The organism is Bacillus infantis (genome assembly GCF_050107595.1).
Classification (GTDB): domain Bacteria; phylum Bacillota; class Bacilli; order Bacillales; family Cytobacillaceae; genus Bacillus_AB; species Bacillus_AB infantis_C.
This window is the reverse complement of the sequence record NZ_JBNILH010000003.1, coordinates 459,995-486,928: the sequence shown is the minus strand read 5'-3', so window position 1 is coordinate 486,928 and position 26,934 is coordinate 459,995. Positions and strand designations below refer to the sequence as shown.

22 protein-coding genes are annotated in these 26,934 nt (G+C 45.1%); 19 read left to right on the top strand and 3 right to left on the bottom strand.

Annotated elements, in window-relative coordinates:
* Positions 1-2: 2 nt before the first annotated feature.
* The 4 genes from ACQCVH_RS08990 to rlmH all read left to right on the top strand — a co-directional run bounded on the left by ACQCVH_RS08990 (position 3) and on the right by rlmH (position 3,164).
* Positions 3-797, top strand: coding sequence for an MBL fold metallo-hydrolase (locus ACQCVH_RS08990; protein WP_148976158.1), 795 nt, complete (start codon positions 3-5; stop codon positions 795-797).
* Positions 798-1,043: 246 nt separating this feature from the next.
* Entirely contained in the window at positions 1,044-2,276 is a 1,233-nt protein-coding gene (locus ACQCVH_RS08985; protein WP_426835381.1) for a S1C family serine protease, read from the top strand.
* A 148-nt stretch (positions 2,277-2,424) separates the two neighbouring features.
* The gene (locus ACQCVH_RS08980) at positions 2,425-2,583 is read left to right on the top strand and encodes a CxxH/CxxC protein (protein WP_426835380.1); all 159 of its coding nucleotides are present in this window, start codon (positions 2,425-2,427) and stop codon (positions 2,581-2,583) included.
* A gap of 101 nt (positions 2,584-2,684) precedes the next feature.
* The gene (gene rlmH / locus ACQCVH_RS08975) at positions 2,685-3,164 is read left to right on the top strand and encodes a 23S rRNA (pseudouridine(1915)-N(3))-methyltransferase RlmH (RefSeq protein WP_426835379.1); all 480 of its coding nucleotides are present in this window, start codon (positions 2,685-2,687) and stop codon (positions 3,162-3,164) included.
* A gap of 192 nt (positions 3,165-3,356) precedes the next feature.
* Here the strand turns inward: rlmH and ACQCVH_RS08970 are convergent, their stop codons facing one another.
* On the bottom strand, positions 3,357-3,449 hold the full coding sequence (locus ACQCVH_RS08970) for a DUF2254 family protein (protein ID WP_426835378.1): 93 nt from the start codon (positions 3,447-3,449) through the stop codon (positions 3,357-3,359).
* Positions 3,450-3,527: 78 nt separating this feature from the next.
* Here ACQCVH_RS08970 and ACQCVH_RS08965 point away from each other — a divergent pair, with 78 nt between their 5' ends.
* The 4 genes from ACQCVH_RS08965 (at position 3,528) to ACQCVH_RS08950 (ending at position 8,554) form a co-directional block, all read left to right on the top strand.
* Positions 3,528-4,940: a PQQ-dependent sugar dehydrogenase gene (locus tag ACQCVH_RS08965; protein WP_426835377.1), complete on the top strand. Its 1,413-nt coding sequence runs from the start codon at positions 3,528-3,530 to the stop codon at positions 4,938-4,940.
* Positions 4,941-5,378: 438 nt separating this feature from the next.
* Complete coding sequence (locus ACQCVH_RS08960; protein WP_426835376.1) at positions 5,379-6,629, top strand: DUF2254 domain-containing protein; 1,251 nt, start codon at positions 5,379-5,381, stop codon at positions 6,627-6,629.
* A 333-nt stretch (positions 6,630-6,962) separates the two neighbouring features.
* Positions 6,963-7,247, top strand: coding sequence for a hypothetical protein (locus tag ACQCVH_RS08955; RefSeq protein WP_426835375.1), 285 nt, complete (start codon positions 6,963-6,965; stop codon positions 7,245-7,247).
* Between the two features lie 59 nt (positions 7,248-7,306).
* The gene (locus ACQCVH_RS08950) at positions 7,307-8,554 is read left to right on the top strand and encodes a TerD family protein (RefSeq protein ID WP_426835374.1); all 1,248 of its coding nucleotides are present in this window, start codon (positions 7,307-7,309) and stop codon (positions 8,552-8,554) included.
* 38 nt (positions 8,555-8,592) lie between these two features.
* On the opposite strand, the gene ACQCVH_RS08945 is transcribed toward ACQCVH_RS08950, so the two are convergent.
* Entirely contained in the window at positions 8,593-10,035 is a 1,443-nt protein-coding gene (locus ACQCVH_RS08945) for a DEAD/DEAH box helicase (RefSeq protein WP_426835373.1), read from the bottom strand.
* 504 nt (positions 10,036-10,539) lie between these two features.
* Between ACQCVH_RS08945 and ACQCVH_RS08940 the strand changes: the two genes are divergently transcribed.
* From ACQCVH_RS08940 to ACQCVH_RS08895, 10 genes are all read left to right on the top strand, one after another.
* Positions 10,540-11,349: a formate/nitrite transporter family protein gene (locus tag ACQCVH_RS08940; RefSeq protein ID WP_426835372.1), complete on the top strand. Its 810-nt coding sequence runs from the start codon at positions 10,540-10,542 to the stop codon at positions 11,347-11,349.
* Between the two features lie 24 nt (positions 11,350-11,373).
* Positions 11,374-14,346, top strand: coding sequence for a formate dehydrogenase subunit alpha (fdhF, locus tag ACQCVH_RS08935; RefSeq protein WP_426835371.1), 2,973 nt, complete (start codon positions 11,374-11,376; stop codon positions 14,344-14,346).
* On the top strand, positions 14,346-14,825 hold the full coding sequence (locus ACQCVH_RS08930) for a helical membrane plugin domain-containing protein (protein WP_426835370.1): 480 nt from the start codon (positions 14,346-14,348) through the stop codon (positions 14,823-14,825). Before fdhF ends, ACQCVH_RS08930 begins: the two co-directional genes overlap by 1 nt.
* Positions 14,826-14,912: 87 nt before the next feature.
* A complete protein-coding gene (locus ACQCVH_RS08925; RefSeq protein WP_426835369.1) occupies positions 14,913-15,269 on the top strand; it encodes a Na-translocating system protein MpsC family protein in 357 nt (118 codons plus the stop codon).
* Between the two features lie 411 nt (positions 15,270-15,680).
* Positions 15,681-16,526, top strand: coding sequence for a hypothetical protein (locus ACQCVH_RS08920; RefSeq protein WP_426835368.1), 846 nt, complete (start codon positions 15,681-15,683; stop codon positions 16,524-16,526).
* 233 nt (positions 16,527-16,759) lie between these two features.
* Positions 16,760-17,467: a DNA alkylation repair protein gene (locus ACQCVH_RS08915; protein ID WP_426835367.1), complete on the top strand. Its 708-nt coding sequence runs from the start codon at positions 16,760-16,762 to the stop codon at positions 17,465-17,467.
* A gap of 75 nt (positions 17,468-17,542) precedes the next feature.
* Positions 17,543-18,076, top strand: a complete 534-nt coding sequence (locus ACQCVH_RS08910) for a glycerol-3-phosphate responsive antiterminator (protein WP_224904135.1) — start codon at positions 17,543-17,545, stop codon at positions 18,074-18,076.
* A 239-nt stretch (positions 18,077-18,315) separates the two neighbouring features.
* The gene (locus ACQCVH_RS08905; protein ID WP_426835366.1) at positions 18,316-20,334 is read left to right on the top strand and encodes an alpha/beta fold hydrolase; all 2,019 of its coding nucleotides are present in this window, start codon (positions 18,316-18,318) and stop codon (positions 20,332-20,334) included.
* Between the two features lie 78 nt (positions 20,335-20,412).
* Complete coding sequence (gene glpK / locus ACQCVH_RS08900) at positions 20,413-21,903, top strand: glycerol kinase GlpK (RefSeq protein WP_426835365.1); 1,491 nt, start codon at positions 20,413-20,415, stop codon at positions 21,901-21,903.
* A gap of 268 nt (positions 21,904-22,171) precedes the next feature.
* Positions 22,172-23,839, top strand: coding sequence for a glycerol-3-phosphate dehydrogenase/oxidase (locus ACQCVH_RS08895; RefSeq protein WP_426835364.1), 1,668 nt, complete (start codon positions 22,172-22,174; stop codon positions 23,837-23,839).
* 90 nt (positions 23,840-23,929) lie between these two features.
* Here ACQCVH_RS08895 and ACQCVH_RS08890 read toward each other — a convergent pair whose 3' ends face one another.
* Complete coding sequence (locus ACQCVH_RS08890) at positions 23,930-25,012, bottom strand: GntR family transcriptional regulator (protein ID WP_224904147.1); 1,083 nt, start codon at positions 25,010-25,012, stop codon at positions 23,930-23,932.
* Between the two features lie 316 nt (positions 25,013-25,328).
* Between ACQCVH_RS08890 and ACQCVH_RS08885 the strand changes: the two genes are divergently transcribed.
* Positions 25,329-26,930 carry a xylulokinase gene (locus ACQCVH_RS08885; protein ID WP_426835363.1) on the top strand — a complete coding sequence of 534 codons (1,602 nt, stop codon included), beginning with the start codon at positions 25,329-25,331 and terminating at the stop codon, positions 26,928-26,930.
* Positions 26,931-26,934: the final 4 nt, after the last annotated feature.

Genomic DNA, 26,934 nt, shown 5'->3' with positions numbered 1-26,934 from the left:
ATATGTCTTTGCATTTTAGTGTTCTCGCCAGTGGGAGTACGGGAAATGCGATTTATGTTGAAGCGGACGGGCAGTCCTTTATCGTGGATGCTGGCCTGAGCGGCAAGCAGATGGAGGCGCTGATCAAGCAGATCGACCGCAGCCTCGGCAATCTGTCCGGAATATTGGTCACCCATGAGCACAGCGACCATATCAAGGGCGTTGGCATCGTTGCCCGCAAATACGGCCTTCCCATCTATGCGAACGAAAAGACGTGGCAGGCGATGAACGGCCTGATCGGGGAAGTGCCGCTCGACCAGAAATTCACCTTTGATATGGAAACCGTTAAAAGCTTCGGCTCGCTTGATATCGAATCTTTTGGCGTGTCCCATGATGCGGCCGAGCCGATGTTCTATATTTTTCATCATGAAGGCAAGAAGCTTGCCCTCATCACCGACACAGGCTATGTGAGCGACCGGATGAAGGGAATCATCAAGAATGCTGATGCGTTTGTATTCGAAAGCAATCATGATGTGCAGATGCTTCGCATGGGTCGCTATCCATGGAATATCAAACGAAGGATTCTCGGCGACTTTGGACACGTCTCCAATGAAGATGCAGCGCTTGCGATGAGCGAGGTGGCCGGCGACAATACAAAGAGCATTTACCTGGCCCACTTAAGCCAAGATAACAATATAAAAGATCTGGCGCGGATGTCTGTAAGCCAGACGCTGGAATCTCGCGGAATCCTTGTCGGGGAACAGTTCAGCCTGTATGACACTGACCCGAAGGCTCCGACCCCGCTGACAGCGGTTTAAGGTTTACCAGCGGAATAAATAGGAAAAAAGAATGGTACAGCTATGCCATTCTTTTTTTATGCCTTTTTCTGGCTCCAATACGCCCCTAATCTCACTTTTTGATCAGTCTTGGACGAAAGTATGAACAAAATCGTAAGATTCACGCAGGCAGTTTGTTTTGCTTAGAAATTCCTGGCCACGAGAGTATAATATTGGATAGAAGGAAGAATAACTCTTAGCAGCTTTGAGAGAAAGGATTGGTCTAATTTGGGTTATTATGATCAGGATTATCAAAACAGCTATAAAAAGCAAAAGGGAAACAAGGGCGGCTATTTCTTGGCCAGCCTCATCGGCGTCATTCTCGGCGCCATACTGGTTATTGTCGCAGTCCCTAAGCTGATTGACTATGATGTGCTCCCTTATTCAGCAGACGAGGATGCCGGCCAGGCCAATACTGGCGGCACCAGTAATAATGTTGTCACACGAAATGTCTCGCTGGATGTCCAGTCAGATGTCACAAAGGCCGTCGATAAAGCCGGCGATGCGGTCGTCGGCATCGATAACATCCAGAATGCGAGCATGTGGTCAGGAGGCGGTGCAGAAGAAGGGGACGGACAGACAGCCGGAACTGGCTCAGGCGTTATTTATAAAAAAGAAGGCGGCAAAGCCTATGTCGTAACCAACCACCATGTAGTGGAAGGAGCTTCAAGGCTTGAAGTAACGCTTGCAGACGGAACGAAAATTCCGGCCAAGCTGCGCGGCAGCGATATTTGGACCGACCTTGCCGTCTTGGAGGTCGAAGGGGAAAAAATTGAAAAGGTTGCTGAATTCGGTGATTCGGACGCCCTGAAGATCGGCGAGCCGGTCATCGCCATCGGCAATCCGCTCGGGCCGACCTTCTCAGGATCCGTTACCCAGGGAATTGTCTCAGGCCTTGAGCGTGCCATACCGGTCGATATCAACCAGGACGGGACAGTAGACTGGCAGGCAGAAGTCCTGCAGACTGATGCAGCCATCAATCCGGGGAACAGCGGCGGTGCCCTCATCAATATCAATGGTCAAGTGATCGGCATCAACTCGATGAAGATTGCCCAGGATACGGTTGAAGGAATCGGCTTATCGATCCCGATCAACTCGGCCCAGCCGGTCATCAGCGACCTGGAACAATTCGGGGAAGTGAAAAGGCCGTATATGGGCGTTGAGCTGCGCTCTGTTAATGAAATCCCAGCCTATTATCAGCAGGAAGCCCTGAAGCTGCCTGAGGATGTGACAAACGGTGTTGCAGTCATCCGTGTGTCTCCTAACTCACCGGCCGACCAGGCAGGATTGCAGGAATTTGATGTTATTGTCGAAATGGACGGCGAACAGATCAATGATGTCATCGATCTCAGGAAGCATCTGTACAATAATAAGCAGGTCGGAGATCAGATGAAAGTGAAATTTTACCGCGGCGGCAAGGCGCAGGAAACGACCTTGAAGCTGTCAGGTGAAACAATCTAAACAGAAGAATCTAACAGGAAGGCCAAGAGGCTTTCCTGTTTTTTCTTTTGGTGTTACGATGGGATGTGGATAAGTATTTCGACATATGCAAGAATGAAATTTATCCACAATTCTTATAATAAAAGGAAAAACTGATAGGAGTGCCAAAATGATCTACAGCTGCGAAGAACACATTGATATAGCCATTGATACCGTGGTGGACGAGTATGAAACGTTCCCGGTTATGAATAAAATTGAAGACAGCGAGTTATCAACAATCTGTGAATATTGTCGAAATAGGGCGGTATATATGGTGGCGAACAAGTGATTCCATACAAGATGTGGATATAAAATGTGGATATGTGGATAACTTTTGTGGATATCTTGTTTGTAAGCTGTTTGTAATTAAATTGTAAAGGGTTGTGAATAGTGAATATCTCAATCATCACCGTCGGAAAGCTGAAGGAAAAGTACCTTAAACAGGGCATCGACGAATACCTCAAGCGCCTGTCAGCCTATGCCAAAATGGACATCATCGAAGTCCCGGACGAAAAAGCCCCCGAAGAACTGAGCGACACCGAAATGATTCAGGTCAAACAGAAAGAAGGCGAACGCATTCTCGCAAAAATCCATTCTGATGCCCATGTCATTGCCCTTGCGATAGAAGGGAAAATGAAATCATCTGAGGAACTAGCAGATACGATTGATAAATTGGCTACATACGGAAAAAGCAAAATTGCCTTTGTTATTGGAGGGTCGCTTGGATTGAGCCAGGAGGTTTTGCAGCGGGCGGATGAGAAGCTGTCGTTTTCGAAGATGACTTTTCCGCATCAGCTGATGAAATTGGTTTTGCTGGAGCAGGTTTACCGGGCTTTTCGGATAAATCGGGGGGAGCCTTATCATAAGTGAATGAGGTTTTAGAGTCCTTGCTGCAAAATTAGAGATTTTTTAACATGCGTGAGGTTCACGTGCAGTCGGGGAATCTGCCCAGTCCGTGAGCTTCAACGTTTTTTAAACTATAAAAGGATGCCAGTTACGAGGCATCCTTTTTGCATTAATTTAATAACTTATCTGCATAGTATAATGGCTTTAACACTCCCATTAGGCCGCAGACAGGCAAACACTTAAGTAATTGATGCACTGGATGGCTGTATTGGGATCATTGATTCCCGGAGATACCGCCCTCAAGGCCACCTCAGCCTGAATTAGTACTTATAGAACAGTTCTAATCATATTCTTATAAAAGAATAAATCAGGAGGAGGCCAAGGTGGTTGAAAAATATAAAAGTTAGATTACAGCCCATTGTAAGCAGAATCAATTTACCCTCTGTTTTGAAAACAGCTATACTTCCAGGTGACTCAATTGAAAGATTATTTATTGCAACCCAGGCAGGAGAGATCTTTTATATAGGAAATGGAGATATAAGGACTTTTTTAGATATTCGCTCGCAGGTCATAAAACTAGGCGGCTCTAATGGTGGATATGATGAACGGGGATTGCTCGGGCTGGCGTTTCATCCCGGCTTTTATTATAACGGTCTTTTTTATCTTCATTATTCAGCAGCTGGAACACAAGGTCCGGGTGCTCCTCATGAAGATTTCAAACCGGACCCGTGTGATCCCGGCACTTTAAGCTTAAGGTGGATAAATAGAGATACTATGTATGACCATATTGATACAGTTGAAGAATGGATTCTGCCATCGAATGGCCAGCCCCGAAAACTGCGGACACTCCTTAACTTAAGAAGGCCATTTTCAAATCATAATGGCATAAATAGTTTAAATTTTTCACCTGAAACAGGAAAACTTGTCTTAACAACCGGAGATGGCGGTGCAGGCTATGATCCATTTAATTTAAGCCAGGAGGATTTAGAGATCGCGGGTAAAATAATTGAAATGGATGTCAGCAAGAACACAGCTATCAGTAACCCTCCCATTGTCACACGTTTTAATGAGCTGCCGGCAGCGATCCAGGGTACGCTCACGGTAATGGCCAAAGGGGTCCGAAATATACCGGGCATCTCATTTCAAAGATTCAATCATCAGTATATTAAATATGCAGGAAATGTCGGACAGGACTTGGCTGAGTCGATCTTTTCATTCGTTCGTTATAAATCAATACCGGTTAAACAGCTTGTCCAAGCTTCTGTGATGAATTCTGAGCTTGACCAGGAAAAAGTTATTAACTTTGGCTGGCGGGGTTGGGAAGGTGCTTTTCCTACTTCAACCATTGGCAGTTGTATGAATAATCCGGATTATAATGAGAAAACCATTGCTTATTACAATGAAGCCGCAGCCCTTTCAGGGACTCGTCTTCAGCCTCTAACCAGCTATTTTCATAGTGATTCCAGAACTGATAAGTTCGACGGAACTGCACTTACAGGAGTTCAGCCATATATGGGGAACAGCATCCCCGGTTTAACAGGATGCGTTGTGTTTATCGACCTTGCCCGAAAAGGATCCCAGGATCAGGTTAGAGGTGTTTTAGCTTATACGGGCGTGAGGCCTAATGGAAAACAAAATGATTTTGGTGTGATTCAAACCGATTATGATTTCAGATCCCAATCAGCTTATTATGTCAGTTTGGGAACGAATCTGAACCAAACTAGATTATATTTAGGAGTTTATAGCTCAATGAAAGTGACTGATTTTAACCAGGGCACTGTTTTTGAGGTCGTTCAATGAATGTGAAAGAGGTGCCTGCTTTCCCAACTGGTAAAAAAGATGTTAATCCTCGCACCGGGAACACAGGGGATCTGCTCTTATCGGTTAGGCGATCAGGTTAAGAAGCCTGTATGTCTGTTTAATAGACGGAAGAATCCCGCTTATTGACTCGAAAAATGTGAGAATAGGATAATTTGCTTTGCGTAATCGGAAAACCTCCCCTTATTTACCTCAAAACGAGCTCCATTCTGTATTTAGCCGGAAAATCTCCGCTTATATTTCTTTTGCAGGGTTCATCTATGTAAAAGGAAGAGAGAAGAGGTCCTCATTGAGGAAGCATATTATAACCGCCTGACCCCAGCATCAAATTAACGTACTGCGGTTCAGCCTCTTTCTTTGTTTCACCTAAAGAATATTAGGGCAAAAACAATAAAAAGCACCAAAGAAAGGGGGAGGGGATTGGTTAAACAGTTCTTATTCAAAATAAAGGAAGGTACATGGTTCATTCCGGCTGTGTATACGATTGTGGCATTGATTCTTGCGATCGTTGTCGTATATGTTGATTTTTATTTGGAAGCATTTTACCCTGAGATATTTCTTGTGGGGCTGGATTTGGGCAAAACGATTCTTGGAACCATTGCGGGCTCGTTATTGACCATGACGACCATTACTTTTTCTACCACCATGGTTGTGTTAACTACATATTCTTCTCAATTTTCGCCAAGGACGCTGGAGAATTTTATCCAGGACCCGGTGACGATGAGGGTGCTTGGAGTCTTCATTGGCGGATTTGTTTATTGTATTTTTACGCTGCTGTTTATAAGGGAATCTATCGGAAATACGGTGGCATCGGCTACTATTGGCGTCATCATCGCTTTTATTTGCCTCGCTTTCTTCGCCTATTTCATCTACCATGTTGCCACATCCATTCAGGTCGGCAAGCTGATTGAAAGGCTTGCGGATGATGCATTGGATATGATTAAGAAGGAAAAAGAAACTTTTGAGGAGGATGACCGTGTATCCCTGCTGCAGGTCAGGCCATCGGTTGTCATTGAAGCAAAGGCTGTAAAGGCCAAACGGTTTGGCTATATTCAGTATATTAATGAAGACAAGCTGATGCAGCATGCTGCTGAAAAGGGGAGTATCATTGAGGTCCTCAAGCCAATCGGCCATTTTGTCACAGATAAGCATGATCTGCTTTGTGTCCACAATCAGGAAGAAATTCCGGAAGGCCTTGAGGATGCAGTTATTGTAGGGACAGAGCGGACCACCTATAAAGATGTGGAATTTGGTTTGCAAAAAATTGCTGAGGTGGCCTTGAGGGCGGTATCTCCGGGAATCAATGACCCCAATACAGCCATCCAGTGCATCAATTACTTAAGTGTTTGCCTGTCTTCTGCCAGCCATTTAAATGGGAGTGTTAAAGCCATTTCTGATGATGAAGGAAGAATGAAAGTTTTTATTCCGCATCGTCCATTTGAAGATCTTTTGAATACTTCCTTCAGGCAGATCAGCCACTATGGGAAAGATGATTTTTCAGTCATGCAGGCGATTTTCAAGGCGCTTGAAGAAATAGGCTCAGGCAGCGGCCCGGCCATACGCAAAAGCCTTGATAAATTTGCAGATTATCTGAAAGAACAAGTAGAAGCAGCTGCACTCACGAAAACCGAGAGGGATGAATTGTATAAAGTCAGCCTGATTGAAGAATGATGATGGACACTAAAGAACCTGGCTTATAGGCCAGGTTTGTCGATTAAAACATAGTTTATGGGGACACAATTCGCATATGGATTGGTGTCCCTGTTTTTGTTGCAATCTTTAAAGCGTTTATTAGAAGTAAATTGCACCGCAACAGGTGAAAACTTAAGTGCCGATACTAATCTCCTTGTTAGTACGAAACGAATTTTCTGAAATAAAAGAAATCATTTTAAGCTAAAAGTAGTTTTTTGCTAGAATAGATGAAGAGCTTATTCAGCAAATAAGCCAGTTTACAAAATAAGATAAAGATAAATGCTCTTCTTAAAATATGATGGAGGTATAATTATGTGGCTAATACTGGGAGTTGTCGCCATAGCAGCAACTTTTATAAATCTTTATATGTATAAAACCGGAAAAGATTATAAACTTGCGATGACAATGGGACTATCATTTACCGCTCTGACACTCTGTGCAGAATACAGTTCTGTATCTAATTGGGTAAGGAGTGAGGATTGGCCGGCTTTAATGGATGTGGTACCTGCCATGGAAAAGGCATTATGGTTCTTGACAATTGTTTCTATTTTGCTGAATATAGCACCTATGCTTTTAGAGCTGAAAAAGAAAAAATAATCATCTAATGTTAAGATTGCTCTTGCAGAAAACAATGCTTATGAGAAGGGTTGGTTTATATGAATTCATTGCTTCAAATGGGAGCAAATACAGTTTTGAGTTCTCCAAAAGGGACTGTGACTGTCAGCTACGAAACGTCCAATATAATAGATATCTCCTTGACCGCTTTCCTGCTGACTGATTCAGGCAAGGTACAGGGAGACAGCGGGATCATTTTTTACAATCAGCCGAAAAGTATGTCTGGAGCCGCTGCTCTTATCCCGTCTGTGAATGTGGGTCAGACAAAGGTACATAAACTTGAGTTTGATATGAGTAAACTGCCTGCGGGTATTGCTAAAATAGCCATCACGCTAACCGAAGATAATCATACCGGCTTTTCAAATGTGAAGAATTTAAAGGCGGAGATCAGTGCGGGCGGGGAATTAATTCAATTTATCCCATCTGTTTTTAAAAATGAAAATGGAATAGTAGTACTGGAATTGTATGTAAGAAATGGCCAGACAAAGGCAAAATCAGTGTGGCGGGGATTCGATTCAGGTCTTGAAGGTTTATGTAAGCTTTACGGTGTTGAGGTTGATCCAGAGGAGCAGGAACAGCCTTATGAACCTAAAGCAATTGATGAACAAGTTATAAAAGAACCTGCTAAAACACAATCAGTCACTGAACAGAAAAGCAGCTTAAATACTCTGCCGCCGATAAGCCTTGAAAAAGCAAAAGGGAAAATAAATCTCGATAAAGGCCAAAAGCCGGTACTAATTGAGAAAACACCTGAAATTACGGCAACAGTCTCCTGGAAGACAGGGACGGACTATGATATCTATGCTCTAGTTTATACAAAGAATGGCAGGCAGATAGATGTGGCCATGTTCGGGGCCCAGGGGACACCGCCACTCAAGAGATTTGGCAATGGAGCAGTAGAGCATATGGGGGATGTGGGAAGATTCAGCGGATCCACAAAGAAAGAGGTCATTAAATTGAGGCTGACCAATGATATTTTGGCAGTGGTGCCTGTCGTATATTCGGCTCAGTCAAATGGAACGGGGTCATTCTACAGATACAAGGTATCCATGAGTATTGATAACCACAGCGGAACTTCTGTTACCATTTCCTCCAAGAATGCGAATAATAATGATACGATCTATACCTGTGTGCCTGGAATACTCCATAATACCGACGATGGAGTGATTATAAGTCCATTGGAGCTATATAGTGCACCCAACTCTGAGTATAGGCCTAAACTAGTGATGGGAGCTTCGAATATGGTAGAGGTTTTGATGGATCAGGGGCCGATTAATGATTATAAGTAGGGGGAAAAAAAGAGCCAAGGGGTCTGTCCCCTTGGCTCTTATTTAATCGCCTTACTAACCTTCAATTTTTTCCCCTTAACCGTCGCATTCTCCATAGCCTGCAGAACCAATGACCCTTTCCCATTCAGAATATCAACATATGACATCTGATCATGTATGGTAATAATGCCGATATCATCTGCTGTAACTCCGGGGATTTTGGCGATGGTTCCGACAAAATCAACGGCGCGGATTTTTTTCTTTTTGCCGCCGGTAAAGTGGAGCTTCATGATATCCTGATTGATTCGGGCTGTTTTATTGTTTCTGACCACTCGCCTGCCGCTGATTTTTTCTTCAAATGCCGCTTTGCCTGCAGCTACCTCCTGCTGGCTTGGCGCTTCTATGACAGGGATCTCAAAGCCAATGTACCGTTCAATCGCTCTAAGGAATTTTTCTTCAAAAGGTGTGGCAAACGTGATGGCCTTCCCTTTGTTTCCGGCGCGGCCGGTTCTTCCGGTCCTGTGCACATAGCTTTCTTTTTCCATCGGGACATCATAGTTGATGACAAGGCTCACATTATCAATATCAATCCCTCTGGCAGCTACATCTGTGGCTATCAGATAGCGGAAGTTCCCCATTTTGAAGCCTTCCATAACAGAGAACCGATCTTCCTGCTCCAGTCCGCCATGGAGCCTCTCACACGAATAGCCAGCATCATCCAGTTCAGTGTACACCGTATCAACGTGTTCTTTGGTCCGGCAGAATATGAGGCAGCTGTCCGGATTTTCTGTAACTGTGATGTCCTTAAGCAGTGAAAGCTTATCATCCTGCTTCACTTCCATTAGGAAATGTTCGATCGTCTCCGCGGTTACCCCGGTCGATTCGATCTCTACATGAACAGGGTCTTTCATATATTTATGGCAAAGAGCTTCAACATCTTTAGGCAAGGTAGCAGAGAAGACCATGGTCACCCGGTCGGAAGGCAGCTCTTTAATGATGGCTTCCACTTCATCGATGAACCCTCTATTCAGCATCTCATCCGCTTCATCAATGATCAGATACTTGATCTGGTCCAAAACAAGCGTTTCCCGGTCGATATGGTCCATAACCCGTCCAGGTGTCCCAACGACCACATGCGTTTTTTGCTTTAATTCTTCCTTTTGCTTCGTAAAAGGTTCTTTTCCGTAGACGGCCGCTGCTTTGATGCGTTTGAACCGGCCGATGTTCGTAATATCTTCACGGACCTGAACCGCGAGCTCCCTTGTTGGGGTAAGAATTAAGGCCTGCGGGCTTTTTTCCTCCCATTCAACCATATCGCAGACAGGAATGCCGAAGGAGGCGGTCTTCCCGCTCCCTGTCTGAGCTTTTACGACAAGATCCTGCTTTTCCATTGCCAAGGGAATGACCTTGCTTTGTACCTCTGTTGGAGTTTCGTATTTTAACACACCCAGTGCCCTTTGTATTTCTTCGCTTAAATGATAATCCGCAAAACTTTTACTCATTATTTAACCCCGTTTTTTTGTTTTTTCGTCATATGGATAGAATTCTCTTTAAGAAATATTGTATGCATGATCAGATATGGTTCATTATACTTGAAAATTGCTGGACAAGATATAAGAGTCCAGTCCAGCCCCTGGCCTTTTCACCTGTATCCACTGTAAAAAAGTTCAAGAACTATTCGCAAATCGAAGAATCTATGATAAAATTAAAAAGTTATAGAGGATGAAACGTTCATTGATGTTAGTTAATTAACATTGACTGTACATCCTGTTCTTTCATTTCGTATGAAGCGGGAAGGTTTGCTGGTATTACATAATGCTAAGCTTTCAGCCCACTGTAAAAATGGTACATGCAAAAGCATGGGGCCTTTTTATAGTGGGCTTTTTTTGTGTTCTTGCTCCTATGCCTCTAATACGGCAGGCTGATTCTAGAGAGATGGTCCTGAGAGACAGCCTTATTGCCTGAATGATACATGGACCATAAAGAACATCATTGGGGGAAAGAATATGGCATTTCATAGTCCGCAGCAGATCGCTGAAAAGGCGGTTGAAGCTGGTGTGAAGAAGGCAAATATGCGGCCATCTCACACATTATTATTAGGATTTTTAGGCGGAGCTTTTATTTCGTTGGGCTTCTTATTATACGTAAGGGTGGTTGCCGGCTTGCCGCATGAGTGGGGCACTTTAAGTTCGCTTATTGGCGGAGCGGTGTTCCCGGTAGGGCTGATGCTGCTCGTTATTGCCGGAGGGGAATTGCTGACAGGCAATATGATGGCACTTCCGATGGCTATTCTGGCCAAGCGCGCGACGTTCAAACAGCTGGGCAGGAATTGGCTGCTGGTTTTAGTAAGTAATTTTATCGGGGCTATCTTTGTTGCTTATTTCTTTGGGCATGTGGTTGGAATGACAGAAACCGGTGTATTCCTGGAAAAAACGGTTGCTGTTGCGGGAGCGAAAATAGATCAGGCATTCTGGCCGACTCTTGTTTCTGCTGTTGGCTGTAACTGGCTTGTTTGCTTGGCTATTTGGCTTGCTTTTGGGGCAGATGATATCGGCGGTAAGATCCTTGCGATCTGGTTCCCGATCATGGCGTTTGTTGCCATCGGCTTCCAGCACGTTGTGGCCAATATGTTTATCATTCCTGCAGCTATCTTTGCAGGGCATTTTACATGGATGGATTATTTAGGGAACTTTGTTCCGGTTGCAATTGGAAATGCCATTGGCGGAGGAGTCTTCGTGGCCTTGTTCTATTGGCTCGTTCATAGGGATGCTCTTCAATCATCAATAAAATCATCAAAGATTAAGAAGGCTAGCTAAGTTTTTTACTAAGGGGGCTTTACCGTGGGGGAAAAAGTGAGTGTTCTGATTAACGGAACAGCACACCAGGTTGAAGAAGGAACTCGTATTTTAGATTATTTGATGCAGCAGGAAATCGAACATCCGCATATATGCTATTCCGAGGTTCTTGGACCGGTACAGAGCTGTGATACTTGTATGTGTGAAGTGAATGGCAATCTGATGCGTGCGTGTTCTACAGTTGTGGAAGACGGCATGGACATTGCCACATCTTCTGAAATTGCCAAAGGCGCCCAAGAAGAAGCAATGGACCGCATTCTGGAAAACCATCTTCTGTACTGTACTGTTTGTGACAACAACAATGGCAACTGCCGTGTACATAATACAGCAGAAATGATGGGGATTGAGCACCAGACGCGTCCGCATCGCTCTAAGGGCTATGAAGTCGATACGTCCCACCCGTTTTACCGCTATGACCCTGACCAATGTATTCTGTGCGGCCGCTGTGTGGAAACCTGCCAGGATCTTCAGGTAAATGAAACGCTGACCATTGATTGGGAAACAGGGCAGCCGCGCGTATTATGGGACGGAGGAAAAAGCATCAACGAATCCTCTTGTGTATCCTGCGGCCAATGTGTATCTGTTTGTCCTTGTAACGCATTGATGGAAAAATCAATGCTTGGAAACGCCGGCTTCATGACAAGCATGTCTGATGACCTGCTTACACCAATGATTGATCTTGTTAAAGCCGTTGAGCCGGATTATCAAACAATCATGGCCGTTTCAGAAGTAGAAGCAGCCATGCGCGAAACGAAAATCGAGAAAACAAAAACCGTTTGTACTTTCTGCGGTGTCGGCTGTTCATTTGAAGTTTGGACAAAAGACCGTGAAATCCTTAAAATTGAACCATCTGAGAATGCACCGGTCAATAGTGTTTCTACTTGTGTGAAAGGTAAATTCGGGTGGGACTTTGTCAATTCCCAGGAACGAATCACTACACCATTGATTCGTAAAGGCGATGTCTTTGTTGAAGCGAGCTGGGATGAAGCTCTTTCTGTTGTGGCCAAAAACCTCGGAGAAATCAAAGATACTTACGGAAGCGATGCATTAGGTTTCATTTCTTCCTCTAAGATCACGAATGAAGAAAACTATCTTATCCAGAAGATGGCCCGCCAGGTGTTCGGCACACATAATGTCGACAACTGCTCACGCTACTGCCAGTCTCCTGCATCATGGGGACTGCAGCAAACAGGAGGAATCGGCGGCGACTCTGGAACGATCCAGGATATCGCAGGTGCAGGGCTTGTCATCTTAGTAGGCTGTGCTCCGGCAGAAGGACATCCAGTCCTTGCGACACGCATCAAGCGTGCGCAGAAGCTTCACGGCCAGAAATTGATCACCGTCGATGTGCGCAGGCATGAAATGGGTGACCGTGCCGACTTGTTTGTACGTCCAAAGCAAGGTACTGACTATGTATGGCTTTCCGCAGTCACAAAGTATATGATTGACCAGGGCTGGCATGATGCGAAATTCATCACAGAACATGTGAACCACTATGATGAGTTCCTGAGCATGATCGAGTCTTATACGCTAGAAGAAGCTGAAAGCATTACAGGCATTTCTGTTGCAACATTAAAAGAAATGGCTGAAATGATCCGTGACGCAGATGGAACAGTCGTCTGCTGGGGGATGGGTGTTACACAGAATATCGCCGGCTCCCACACTTCAGTTGCCATTGCGAACCTGCTTCTTGCAACTGGAAACATGATGCGTCCGAACGCAGGCGCTTACCCGCTGCGCGGACATAATAATGTTCAGGGTGCTGCCGATATGGGTACGATGCCTAATATCTTCCCTGGCTATCAGTCTGTGACAAATAAAGAGATCCGTGAAAAATTTGAGAAAGCTTGGGGTGTAGAACTGCCTGAAAACCCAGGGCTTGATAATATTGAAATGCTCGGTGAAGTGGACAAAGGCAATCTGAAGGCAATGTTTGTTGCTGGTGAAGATATGGCATGGGTTGATGCTGACTCTAACCATACACAGGCAATGCTTGCCAAGCTGGACTTCCTTGTGGTGCAGGAAATCTTCCTGACTACAACAGCCCAATTCGCTGATGTGATTCTGCCGGGTGCTCCTTCTCTTGAAAAAGATGGAACATTTACTAATACTGAACGCCGTGTTCAGCGTCTATACAAGGCATTAGAGCCTATGGGCGGCAGTAAACCGGACTGGTGGATCCTTACTCAGCTCGCTAAAAAGATGGGCTATGACTGGAACTACTCTCACCCAAGAGAGATTTTTGACGAAATGGCAAGTCTGACTCCATTCTTCAGCCAGTGCAGCTATGATGTTCTTGAAGGCTGGAACAGCTTCCATTGGGGATCTCAGGATGGATCGAACACACCGCTTCTTTTCCAGGACGGCTTTAACTTCCCTGATAAAAAGGCACGCTTTGGATTGTTCGATTATGTACCGCCAATGGTTTTCCCGGATGAATTCGATCTATCACTGGATAATGGACGACTGCTCGAACATTTCCATGAAGGAAATATGACTCATAAATCAGAGGGACTGAACTATAAATTCCCTAAAGTGTTCGTTGAGGTATCGCCGGAACTTGCCAAAGAACGCGGTGTAGAGGAAGGCTCGATTGTACGCCTGATTTCGCTTTATGGTGCGATCAAGCTGCCGGTCCTTGTAACCGATCGCGTTGTTGGAAAAACGGTCTATGTGCCAATGCACTCCTCAAGCCATGAAAGTGCGGTCAACCTCCTGACCGGCGGTGCGGTTGACGTTGTGACACATACACCTGCCTACAAGCAAGTGAAGGTGCGGATGGAGATCCTCCAGCTTAATGGAGAGAATCCACTTCCGAAGTACAATCCCCGCTATGCGACACGTACACCGCAAATGGGGCTTGAAATCTACCGCAAGTGGGAACGCGGTGACTATGTACCGCTTAGCACTGTCAATGAACATGTCAATCCTGGTACCTATGACAGGAGGAATGCCTGATGGCAAAACCGATTAGCATCATTCAAAAGACAGAACTGACAGAAGAACAACTGAAGCAGCAATCCCTGGAGAATCTTCTCTCCGGGATTGTTGAAAATAAAGATTCACTGCTTGAGACATTGGCTCTCCTGCAGGAATTGCACGACAGCGGGATACTGGATGCTGCCGGAAGCCTTCTGAAAGCAAAAGAGAAGGCTGCACATGCAGCAATCGGCCAGCTGACACGAGAGCCTGTCACAAACATGATCAATAACGCGATGGCAGCAGGGGGTATCCTTACCCAGCTCAATCCAGAGACAACTGCCAAGCTATCAAAAAGCCTGATGGCAGGAATGAAAAAGGCTGAGCAGGGATTAAAAGAGGATAGTAAAATTGGGGTTCTCGACTTAATGAAGGCCTTAAAAGATCCTGACATCAACCGTGTGCTCGGATTTGGATTCAATTTATTAAAAGGTATGGGGGAAGGCTTAAAAGAATAAGCCTGAATCCTGGCCCATTCATTTTAAAAAGTGAATGGGTTTCCTTTTTTATAACAAACTAATGTGTATCAATAGGAGGGGCAGATCGTGGCAAAGAATCTGGAACATCAATTCAGTATGCTTGTCCGTGAAATCCGAAAAGAATACGTTGGAAATGGACCTAAAGAAATTACCACCAAGTTCATTGGTTCCTGGGCTGTCAGTGAAATGAGAGGCAATCTGACCAATGTGGAGAAGTTCATGATCACTTCGGCACAAGGGGAAGATATGGTCCATGAAACGAGAACAAGATTTGTAAAAGAAATCTACAAAAAGCCGGAAGTCCAACTGAAATTTGAAAACCTGATGGACGCCAGAGTGATCAGGCTGTTTTCCGATATCAACATTAAAGAAGATATCGCCATGACAGTATTTGTGTTTGACCGGCCGATTGAGGGGAAATAGCTTCAGGTGTGCCTGGCCTCAGATCGGAAACTGGGCTGAAACGCAAGCAAGCAGAAGCCCTGCGTGTGTCTGATCGCTTCTTTGTTAATTGTGAACCACTATCTCTTTAGTAAATGAGGTTTTAGCCATAATAACTTTACCACTCATACATAAGGGGCATTCAACAGCCAATAAGCGGCTGGATGGAATGCCTCTTTTTTGTATATAAGCTGTGCCTGATACCTGAGAAACATTGTTTTATACAAATAAGCCCCAAATTTCTAAAGTCACTAACAATATGATAGGCAGGAATGTAACTTAGAATAATCTTATCTCTTTCTTAGAAATTTCTTTAATTCTCCCGGATATAATCGACTCGTAAGCAAAAGATTGCTTGCGAAAAACGATATGAGCAGAAGGGATGATGAAAAAATGGGCAAAAACAAAACAGGCAGGAAGGTTTTCAGTGACATGGGAAAAAGGATCATGGCTGGTGCTGCTATACTAGTGATCGGTACTTCAACAACAGTGGCTGCATCCCAGGAGAAAGGTTATTTCAGCGAGTTTTTTGGAGGGGGAACAAATAGCTTTGTGAAAGATACGGAGAATCAAATGGTTGTGAAATCCGGGATAAAAATGAGGATAGAAGAAAGTTTGAGCGGAGGAAAAAGCTCGCTTATTATTGTATCCTTTGAGAATGTAGATGGAACTGATTTCCCTGAGGGAGCTGCCATTTCAAATCTGGAGCTGGATGTACGCCATGGGGCAAGCTATATGGTTGAGCAAAAATTGACAGAAGACCGCAAGAAGATGATTGCAGTGTTTGATGTAGATACATCAAGCAGCCTGGAAGGCAAAAGCATAAGAATTAAAGCTGATGATATAGTGAACGGTAATACAGGAGAGGTCATTGCTGATGGGCCTTTTAAAAACAAATTTACAGCACATGACCGTTCGGATAAGATTGATGTAGATTTAACCCTCAAGCAGCAAAATGAAGAAGTGGAACTGCAAACACTGTATGTTTCGGCCGTTGGACTGGGGATTGAAGGAAGCCGGAAAGATGGACAGACAGAATACTTACCAACAATCAGTCCTAAGGTTATGGTAATGACAAGTGATGATAGAATCATTGAATTAAGTATAGGTTCAACAAGTACAACGGACATTGGATTCAAATGGCAGTATAGCCTCGATCCGGAAGGTAACCGTGTATTTTTAAACAAATCTTCGATTAAGAGCATCATCATCAATGATCAAATCATCAATATAGACTGAATTAAAATAGAAACAGACGGGAGAAGACCAGTTCACTCGTCTGTTTTTTTTTGTTTATCTTAGGCTTTGTTAATGTTCCGTGCTGAGTTAGGGATAGAGGAAAAAATCAGCGGCAATTCTCATTGCAGCCTATTTTTATGAATAATTGTGCAGGAATCGGCCGGATAAATTGATGTATTGGATGATAGAATGAGACTATATAGATGAAAATGTAGTGGAAGGACGTGCGATTGATGGATTTCAAAACAGTCATGCAGGAGCTTGAAGCCCTCGGCAAGGAACGGACAAAGAAAATATACCTGTCCAATGGCGCCCATGAGCCTCTCTTTGGCGTTGCGACTGGGGCCATGAAGCCGATGGCGAAGAAAATAAAGATCGATCAGAGCTTAGCTGAGCAGCTCTATGCGACAGGCAATTATGATGCCATGTATTTTGCCGGCATCATTGCAGATCCGAATGGAATGACAGAAGCCGATTATGAGCGCTGGATTGAGGATGCATATTTTTATATGCTTTCAGACTATGTGGTTGCCGTCACTTTATCAGAATCGGATATTGCCCAGGAGGTTGCGGATAAATGGATTGCCAGCGGTGACGAGCTGAAGATGTCGGCAGGCTGGAGCTGCTACTGCTGGCTGCTCGGGAATCGGAAGGACCATGAATTTGAGGAAGAAAAGGTCGCCGGAATGCTTGATTTTGTGAAAAAGTCGATCCATGACGCGCCGGAAAGAACGAAATCTTCTATGAGCAACTTTATTTACACTGTCGGGCTTTCCTATTTGCCTCTGCATGAAAAGGCGCTCGCGACCGCCCGGGAAGTTGGTGCGGTAGAGATGAGGCGGGAAAAGAAAAAGCCAAGTCTGCTGAATCCATACGAAAATCTGCAGAAAGAAGCGGATAGAGGCCGCCTTGGTTTTAAGAGGAGATATGTCAGGTGTTAGGCTATTGCTAAATCCTGCTCAAACCCGCAGAATGTACCTAACAGACTTCTACTAACACAAACTGGATGTGATCATTTGTTTACTGGCATAATCCCGGCTATCCGGAATATGAAGGATTTTGAGCATGTATTGAAGAGAGAACATGAGCATATTATTCTTCTGGAGACACGCCTGTCGCAGATTGAAAGTGTGGTCAGGTATGCGAAGCAGAGCGGGAAGAAGGTATTTGTGCATGCGGATCTCGTTCAGGGGCTGAAGGTGGACGAGTATGGGATTGAATATCTGATCAATAATGTGAAGGTGGATGGCATCGTCTCTACCAGAGTTAATGTCATTTCCTTGGCGAAAAAGCATCATGTGGTTGCGATTCAAAGACTGTTTGCCCTGGATAGTCATGTGCTGGAGCATAATGTCAGGATCAGCCGGAAAGTCAAACCGGATTATATCGAGGTCCTGCCCGGCATCATCCCGGGCATCATGGAAGAAATCCATGAGAAAACAGATATTCCGCTGATCGCAGGGGGCCTCATCCGTACCGAAGAGGATATTCAAAGCGCATTGAATAATGGTGCTTCTGCCGTCACCACCTCCAATCGGGATTTATGGTGACAGGGACTTTTTCTTATTTTAAAATGGACCACTGTTCAGAAAATTGTCGAATTATGTTGACAACGTTTTCATTAGAATTTACACTAGGGATAAGTTAATAATCCGTGACGAGATGAGGAGACACATTAAATGCCTTGAATTCAGGATTCAGGGGTATTTAATGTGTCTTTTTTGTCTATCTGATCTGGTTATTTAGGCAATATATCTTGAATATCAATAGGTTAAAAGGGGGATATGAGATGAATAGAGTAAAGAAGCCGGTCGTCTTATTAGTGATTTCTTTGCTGTTAATTCTGGCTGGAAGCTTTGGTGCTTCCCGGTTTAATAGTTCAAGCGGGGATGTGGATGTCTCACGCATTTATTTTGATACGCCAAGAGGGGAGCTTTCAGGGCTGCTGTATAAGCCGGATGGCGCTGATCAGGAAGCAAGGCCAGCCATCGTGGCCACGCACGGCTACCTGAATTCTGCAGAAATGCAGGATGCACAGGCCATTGAAATGTCAAAGAGAGGATATGTGGTGCTCGCCTTGGATCAGTATGACCATGGCCACTCAACAGGAACAATGGAAAAGCCGGTTCCATTCTTCTCCTTCTGGCCTCATGCAATCTATGATGCTGTCCAGTATATGTATGACCAGGATTATGTTCTGAAAGATGAAAACGGCAATGGCATCATTGCGGTTTCCGGACACAGTATGGGCGGCTTCTCTTCTACCAATGCCGTTATACTCGATGAAGCAGATTTCCAGGAGAGCGGCATCAGGAAAATCTACAGCTCCCTGACAATGGGATCTGACTATCAGTGGCTGAAGTCTCTCGGCTATACTATTGAAGATATCAACAACTCTTACGGGCCAAGGCCATCCGGAAAAATCGCCGGCCAGTATGATGAATTCTTCTTTGATGCAGAAGCAGCAGCTGCAGGTACGCCTGTTGTGAAGAAAAACTATGTTGGCACCGAAGAAGGCCAAAGCTTCCTGGGCAACCCGGAAAAGCCTGAAGCTGGGAAAGTGTATGAGGTAAATGGCGGAGAAAGAATCATTTATCAGCCAAATGAGACACACCCTTGGAATCACTTCTCTAAAACGTCTACAGGATATGCAATCGATTTTTATGATATGGCTTTTACCGATTATAGTGAAGCATTAACAGTGGATGAGGATGGGCAGACATGGATGTTTAAAGAGTGGTTCTCCTTTGTCGCGCTGATCGGATTCTTCCTGCTGTTTGTACCAGTTGTTTCCCTATTATCGAAGCTGCCGTTCCTTAACAGCATTTATACAGGAAGACCGGAGCCGCTTCCTGCTCCGAAAACAAATGGCGCGAAGCTGGCAGGCTTGATCCTGATTGTTGCCGGCGGTCTCTTCCCTGCCTTGTTCTTCTCAGCACTATACGGAGGAGACATCTATGGAATGAGATTACTAAGACAGATCAGCATGATCTTCATTGCCCTGTCTGCCATTGTCCTGATCTCTTCTTTTGTGAAAAAATCAGAGCGCAGCATTAAGACAGTTTCTGCTATCATGCTCGTTCTAAGTGTGGTTCAATATATATATCTGAGACTGCAGGATAAAATGCTTGCGACGACAGAGCTTTTTGGAGCTCCGACTGTGAACCCGGTCCTTTATTGGGCTATCAACGTTGCAATCATCACGCTGATGATGATGGTCGGCTACCATTATGTTGCGAAAAAGCCTGAAGGTGCAACGATTAAGAATTATGGGGTAAAAGCAAGCGTCAAGTCAGTTATTGCTTCGCTTATCACTGCCATTGCAGCTGTTGCGATCGGCTACGGGGTTCTTTATCTGATGGATGCCCTTTTCCAGGTAGACTTCCGCATCTGGACATTCGCTGTAAAAACATTCGAAGGCCAGCATCTGGCAGCACTGCTGAAATATGCACCATTATTCCTGATCTACTACTTTGTTGTCGGCCTGTCCGTCAACATGAATACAGCGACTGTGAAGTATAATGGATGGAAAGGCTATCTCATTTCTGTCTTCCATTTCATCGGCGGGCTTGTTCTTTACCTGGCCTACCATTACGGCCTGTTGTTTACGACTGGAACTGCCGGCTATCCGGGAGAATCGCTTTCTTCCATCATCGTAATTGGCCTGGTGCCAGCCCTTCTTGTAGCTGCGCTATTTAACCGCTACTTCTATAGAAAAACAGGAAATGTCTATGTGGGTGCCTTCATCAATACTTTGCTGATGACGCTGATCACACTGGCAAATACAGCGCTTTACACGATCTTTTAATAGTCTGCAAAATATATAGAGAGCAAGGGGCCTGTATGGTCCCCAGCTCTTTTCTATCTAACGGGAGGAGGATTATCTATGGGAAAATACATCTTGGCACTTGATCAGGGCACAACCAGTTCCCGTGCCATCTTATTTGATAAAGGCGGCGAAATCGTAGAAACGGCCCAGCAGGAATTTGAGCAGTTTTTTCCTAAGCCGGGGTGGGTTGAGCATGATGCGAGCGAAATCTGGACCTCGATCCTTGCCTGTATCGCATCTGTCCTGCGGAAGGCTGATGTGGAACCGGAGGAAATAGCGGGCATCGGCATCACGAATCAGCGTGAAACCGCGGTTGTCTGGGATAAGCATACAGGTAAGCCCGTTTACCATGCCATCGTCTGGCAGTCCCGCCAGACAGAACCTATTTGCCGCGACCTGCGGGAACAGGGATATAATGATCTATTCAATAGTAAAACCGGCCTTCTGCTGGACCCTTATTTTTCAGGCACGAAAGTAAAGTGGATTCTTGATCATGTGGAAGGTGCAAGAGAGAAGGCAGAAAACGGCGATCTGCTGTTTGGCACCATTGATACTTGGCTGGTGTATAAGCTTTCCGGGGGAAAGGCCCATGTGACCGATTATTCCAATGCCTCCCGGACCTTGATGTACAATATTTATGATTTGAAGTGGGATGAAGAGCTTCTTGACATTCTGACTGTACCAAAAAGCATGCTTCCTGAAGTCCGCCCATCTTCTGAAGTTTATGCCCATACAGTGGACTATCATTTCTTCGGACATAATGTTCCGATTGCGGGCATCGCCGGCGATCAGCAGGCCGCTCTGTTCGGCCAGGCGTGCTTTGAAAAAGGAATGGCGAAGAACACTTACGGAACCGGCTGCTTTATGCTGATGAATACCGGTGAAGAACCTGTCAAATCGAGACATGGGCTGCTTACGACGCTCGCATGGGGTGTGGACGGAAAGGTTGAATATGCGCTCGAAGGCAGCATCTTTGTAGCCGGTTCTGCCATCCAATGGCTGCGCGATGGCATGAGGATGATTGACAGTGCTTCAGCCAGCGAGCAGTATGCACTCAGGGTCGATTCCACAGAAGGCGTCTATGTGGTCCCTGCCTTTGTCGGACTGGGCACGCCGTATTGGGACAGCGATGCACGCGGTGCGGTTTTCGGCCTGACCAGGGGGACGACAAAAGAGCATTTTATCCGTGCGACCCTTGAATCGCTTGCCTACCAGACAAGAGATGTGCTGGACAGCATGGCGGCGGATTCCGGTACAGAGGTGAAATCCCTGCGCGTAGACGGCGGGGTGGTCAAAAATGACTTCCTGATGCAATTCCAGAGCGACATCCTCGGCGTCCCTGTAGACCGCCCGGTAGTCAATGAAACAACTGCACTGGGTGCTGCCTTCCTTGCCGGCCTGGCTGTAGGCTATTGGTCCAAAAAAGAGGAAATCACAGCGCACTGGAAAAAGGACCGCACTTTCACGGCAGAAATGGCCGAAGGAAGGCGCGAAGAACTTTATAAAGGCTGGAAAAAAGCTGTTGCGGCCACCCGTGAGTATAAATAAACAAGTACCATAATATTCCATTAAGCAAGCTGGATGCTTTAATTTTAAGCTTTATCATGGTATACTAAAAACAAGTTAATATATTTGGATGGAGAACTCGAGAGACCACATCGCTCTATTTTTCGGCAACGAAAAGCAGGGCTGATTTGTGGTCTCTTTTTTTGTTTTACGGGTATGGGACTTATAGAGCTTTAAAAAACAAGACAGCTCCTTATAAGCTGGAGCCAGGCTGTTACATGAATACAATGATCCTGAAGGGACTGATTTGATGAAATTCACCAACTTATTAAGACATGATATAAAGGAAAAAATCCAGAAGGGGCCTTTGGACCTTCTTGTCATCGGCGGCGGGATCACAGGCGCAGGAATTGCGCTGGATGCTGCCCTGAGAGGGATGAAGGTGGCTGTCGTTGAGATGCAGGACTTTGCTGCCGGTACATCCAGCAGAAGCACAAAGCTTGTTCATGGCGGACTGCGCTATTTAAAGCAATTTGAAATCGGGGTCGTTGCAGAAGTCGGCAAAGAGCGGGCTATCGTGTATGAAAACGGGCCGCATGTCACCACACCGGAATGGATGCTGCTTCCGTTCTATAAGGGAGGCACATTCGGACCTTTCACAACGAATATCGGCTTGAGGGTATATGACTTCCTTGCCGGTGTCAAAAAGGACGAAAGAAGAAAAATGATGAAGCCGGAAGAAGCCCTGAAGCGCGAACCGCTTTTAAAGCGCGAGGGGATGAACGGCGCCGGCTATTATGTTGAATATAAAACAGATGATGCCCGCCTGACCCTTGAAGTGATGAAAAAGGCGGTTGAAAAAGGAGCACTCGCACTCAATTATATGAAAGTCACTGATCTTGTCTATGAAAACAGTCAGATTGCAGGCGTAAAAGCGGAAGACCTGACCGATGGAACGGTGCAGGAAATTCGAGCGAAGAAAATCGTCAATGCAGCAGGCCCATGGGTTGACACATTGCGGGAAATCGATCATAGCAAAAAAGGCAAATCGCTGCAGCTGACCAAGGGGATCCACCTCGTATTTGACGGCAAGAGATTCCCGCTGAAGCAGGCCGTGTACTTTGACACGCCTGATGGCCGCATGGTCTTTGCCATCCCGCGTGAAGGCAAGACCTATGTAGGTACGACAGATACGGTCTACAAAGGGAATATCGCCCATCCAAGAATGACGGTAGCAGACCGTGATTATGTCCTGGGTGCAATCGACTTTATGTTCCCGGATATCAAGATTACCGCTGATGATGTAGAGTCAAGCTGGTCCGGATTAAGGCCGCTGATTCATGAGGATGGGAAATCGCCTTCTGAAATCTCCCGCAAAGATGAAATTTTTGTATCGCATTCCGGGTTCATCTCTATCGCCGGCGGCAAACTGACAGGCTACCGGAAGATGGCGGAAAGCATCGTAGATTTAGTGGCAAAGCAGCTGGGTGAAGAAGAAGGAACAGACTATCCTAAAACAGCAACCATGCATCTGCCTATATCCGGCGGGGATGTGGGCGGTTCTGAAGGCTTCAAAACGTTCATGAAAAACAAAACGGATGAAGGAAAAGAGCTGGGCTTGACCGAAGAAGCAGCGAAGAAGCTTGTCCAGCGCTACGGCTCCAATGTGGACATCGTCTTTGATATCTATAAAAACGGCAAAGAAAAGGCTCAGGCAGAAAGTCTTGATCCGATCGTCTACGCGGGCTTAAGATACAGCATTGACTATGAGATGGCCTACAAGCCAGTCGACTTCTTCATCAGAAGGACTGGCGCCCTTTTCTTTGATATTGGATGGGTCCGGGAACATAAGGATTCTGTCATCTTGTTCATGAAAAAAGAATTCAGCTGGTCAGAGAAGCAGACAGCAGCATATACAGAAGAGCTGGATGTGCTGATCTATGAGGCATCACATCCGATCGAAAAGGAAGATTTTTAAATAGAAATCAAAAAGGGCCAGCCCCATCTTATCCAAAGGAGGGGTCTGGCTCTTTTTGTTTTTTAAGTGCTTATATTAAGGAAGAATAGCTTACTTCAATTCTTCGACTGTTTCCCCTTCAATCAGCACAGGCTGATAATAGGTTTCGTTTGGCAGATCCTTTTTTCCCTGCAATTTTTTGATGACCCAATCCGCCGCATCCCGCCCCATCTGTTCTTGCGGATGCGTCAAGGTTGTCAGTTTGATATTTGCATTTTGGGCGATATAAGAATTATCCTGGCCGATGATGGACAGCTCATCAGGAATGGAAATGGAAAGTTGTCTGCACACATTTGCCACTTCTAATCCCACTTCATCGTTATAGCATACAACTGCTGATAAAATATCTCTATTTTCATCCAGGAAGGTTTTTAAATTTGAGTATAAATCCAGCTTTGTCTCTGTTGTAAATGTAAGAACATGCTCCGGCCGGAATCGTATCTTTGCTTCTTGAAGCGCCTTTATATACCCCTTCATCCGATATTTCCCCTGCAGATCATCCATTTTTGATATGATCCCGATTTGTGTATGGCCCTTTGATATCAATTCTTTTGCCGCAAGATAGCTGGATTCTACATCATTAAGGGAAAGGAAGGGGACTTCTAATTCTTCGTAATAAGCATTGATCATGATAAAAGGGACGTCCTGCTCCTTGAACAACAGATAGTAGGCAATATTGGGGTTATATTGATTACTTTTTGTAGGTTCAATGATAAGGCCATCCACCCCGTATGAAAGCATCATTTCCAGCGCTTTTTTCTCTTGCTCGACATCATTGTTGGTACTGGCCAGCAAAAGTGAATAATTATCCTCCTTCAATCTTTTCTCAATGCCGCGGATGATGGAGGGAAAAATATAATCAGAAATATAAGTAGTAATGACGCCGATTGTTTTATTATGATTGCGGTTTGATTTTGACTGGAATTGGCTGCTGACATAGGTGCCGGAGCCTTTTTCACTCCGCAGGTATCCCTCATTTGACAGCTCCAGTATGGCCTTTCGTATCGTATGTCTGCTGACGGTGTATTTTTCCTGGAGAGCTGATTCTGTAGGAATCTGTTCTCCTACAAGATACTCTCCGGAGAGAATTTTATTTTTAATATCATCAAGGATGATCTGATATTTTGGTTTCATTAGTTTCACTTCTTTCCTGGCTGATCACGTACAAATTCACTGCCCAAGAGTTATATATGGACATATCTTAGCATGCTTTTGCAGGAATGGAAATAAGTACTGTACTTCTGTTATCAAGACTCTGAATAATTTGTATGTATTAATTACCTTTATAATTGACAAATGTACGTACAAAAAATTATACTGAGTTTGTAGATGAAATAAAGCGCTTCCTTGCCGATTTTCATTTTGAAATCGCTGTCAAAGAAGTGCGGCATGAAAAATAATAGCACTTCCTTATATATATATACTGCTGCCTGGGAAGGGGAATATGAACATGAATGATACAAAGATCGTACAAGCGATTGCTGAGGGGACATCATCACTTGGAATCGAATTAGGATCCACCCGTATTAAAGCAGTGCTGATTGACAGCAGCTTTGGAACCATTGCTTCCGGGAGTTATGAATGGGAGAACTGCCTGGAGGATGGTTATTGGACGTATAACTTAGTCGATATCATCACTGGCCTGCAAGCAGCTTACAGTGAAATGAAGCTGGATGTTGAACGGAATTACGGAATCACCATCCGCAAAATCGGTTCAATTGGATTTTCGGCTATGATGCACGGATATATGGCTTTTGATAAAACAGGGGAGCTGCTCGTCCCATTCCGGACCTGGCGCAACTCGACTACCGGTGCTGCAGCAAAAGAATTGACCGATATCTTTCAGTTCAATATCCCTGAACGGTGGAGTATCGCCCATCTGTATCAAGCCATATTGAATGACGAGAAACATTTGAACCGCATCGATTATATAACCACTCTGGCTGGATACATCCACTGGCTGCTTACTGGTGAAAAAGCAATCGGCATCGGGGATGCTTCAGGCATCTTCCCTATAGATGAATCCAGGCAGGATTACAATGAAACCATGGTAAAGCAGTTTGACGATTTGATAGCGGCCAAAGGGCTTTGGAAACTGAAGGACATTCTTCCTAAGGTACTTGGTGCAGGCGAACAGGCTGGCCAGCTGACTGAAATTGGTGCAAAAATTCTCGACCGGTCACAAAATCTGCAGCCGGGCATTCCGGTTTGTCCCCCGGAAGGCGATGCGGGAACAGGAATGGTCGCCACCAATAGTGTGAGGAAACGCACCGGGAATGTTTCAGTAGGAACTTCCGTGTTTGCCATGATTGTATTAGAAAAAGAACTTTCAAAGGTATACCCGGAAATCGATCTGGTCACAACTCCAAGCGGCAGCCCTGTTGGAATGGTGCATGCGAATAATTGCTCCAGCGATCTTAATGCCTGGATGGGGCTGTTCAGTGAATTTTGCGAGGCTATGGGGCACAAAGCAGATAAAGATAAATTGTTTGAAGTGATGCTGAACAAAGCATTAGAGGCAGATGCGGATGGCGGCGGCCTGCTAAGCTATGGCTATTATTCAGGTGAAAATATCACAGGCCTGGAACAAGGAAGGCCATTATTTGTCCGCTCTCCGGAGAGCACTTTCAATCTGGCAAACTTCATGAGGACGCATTTGTTTTCCGCTTTTTGTGCGCTGAAAATGGGGATGGATATCCTGACCCGGAAAGAACATATCGCAATCGATAGTATTCTGGCTCATGGCGGTTTGTTCAAGACACCACTTGTCGGGCAAAAAATGGCAGCGGCTGCCATGAACACGCCGGTATCTGTCACAGCCACAGCCGGGGAAGGCGGTGCATGGGGGATGGCGATCCTTGCTTCTTACATGATGAATAGGAACGGTGAAGAAAGCTTAGAAGAGTTTCTAGATAATAGAGTTTTTGAAGAGGTTGAGAGACATGAAATCTATCCTGACCAATTAGATGTAAAAGGGTTTGAAGAATTTCTCGAAAGATATAAAAAAGGGCTGATGATTGAACAGGCTGCTGTTGATCATCTGGTGCTTTAAGGGA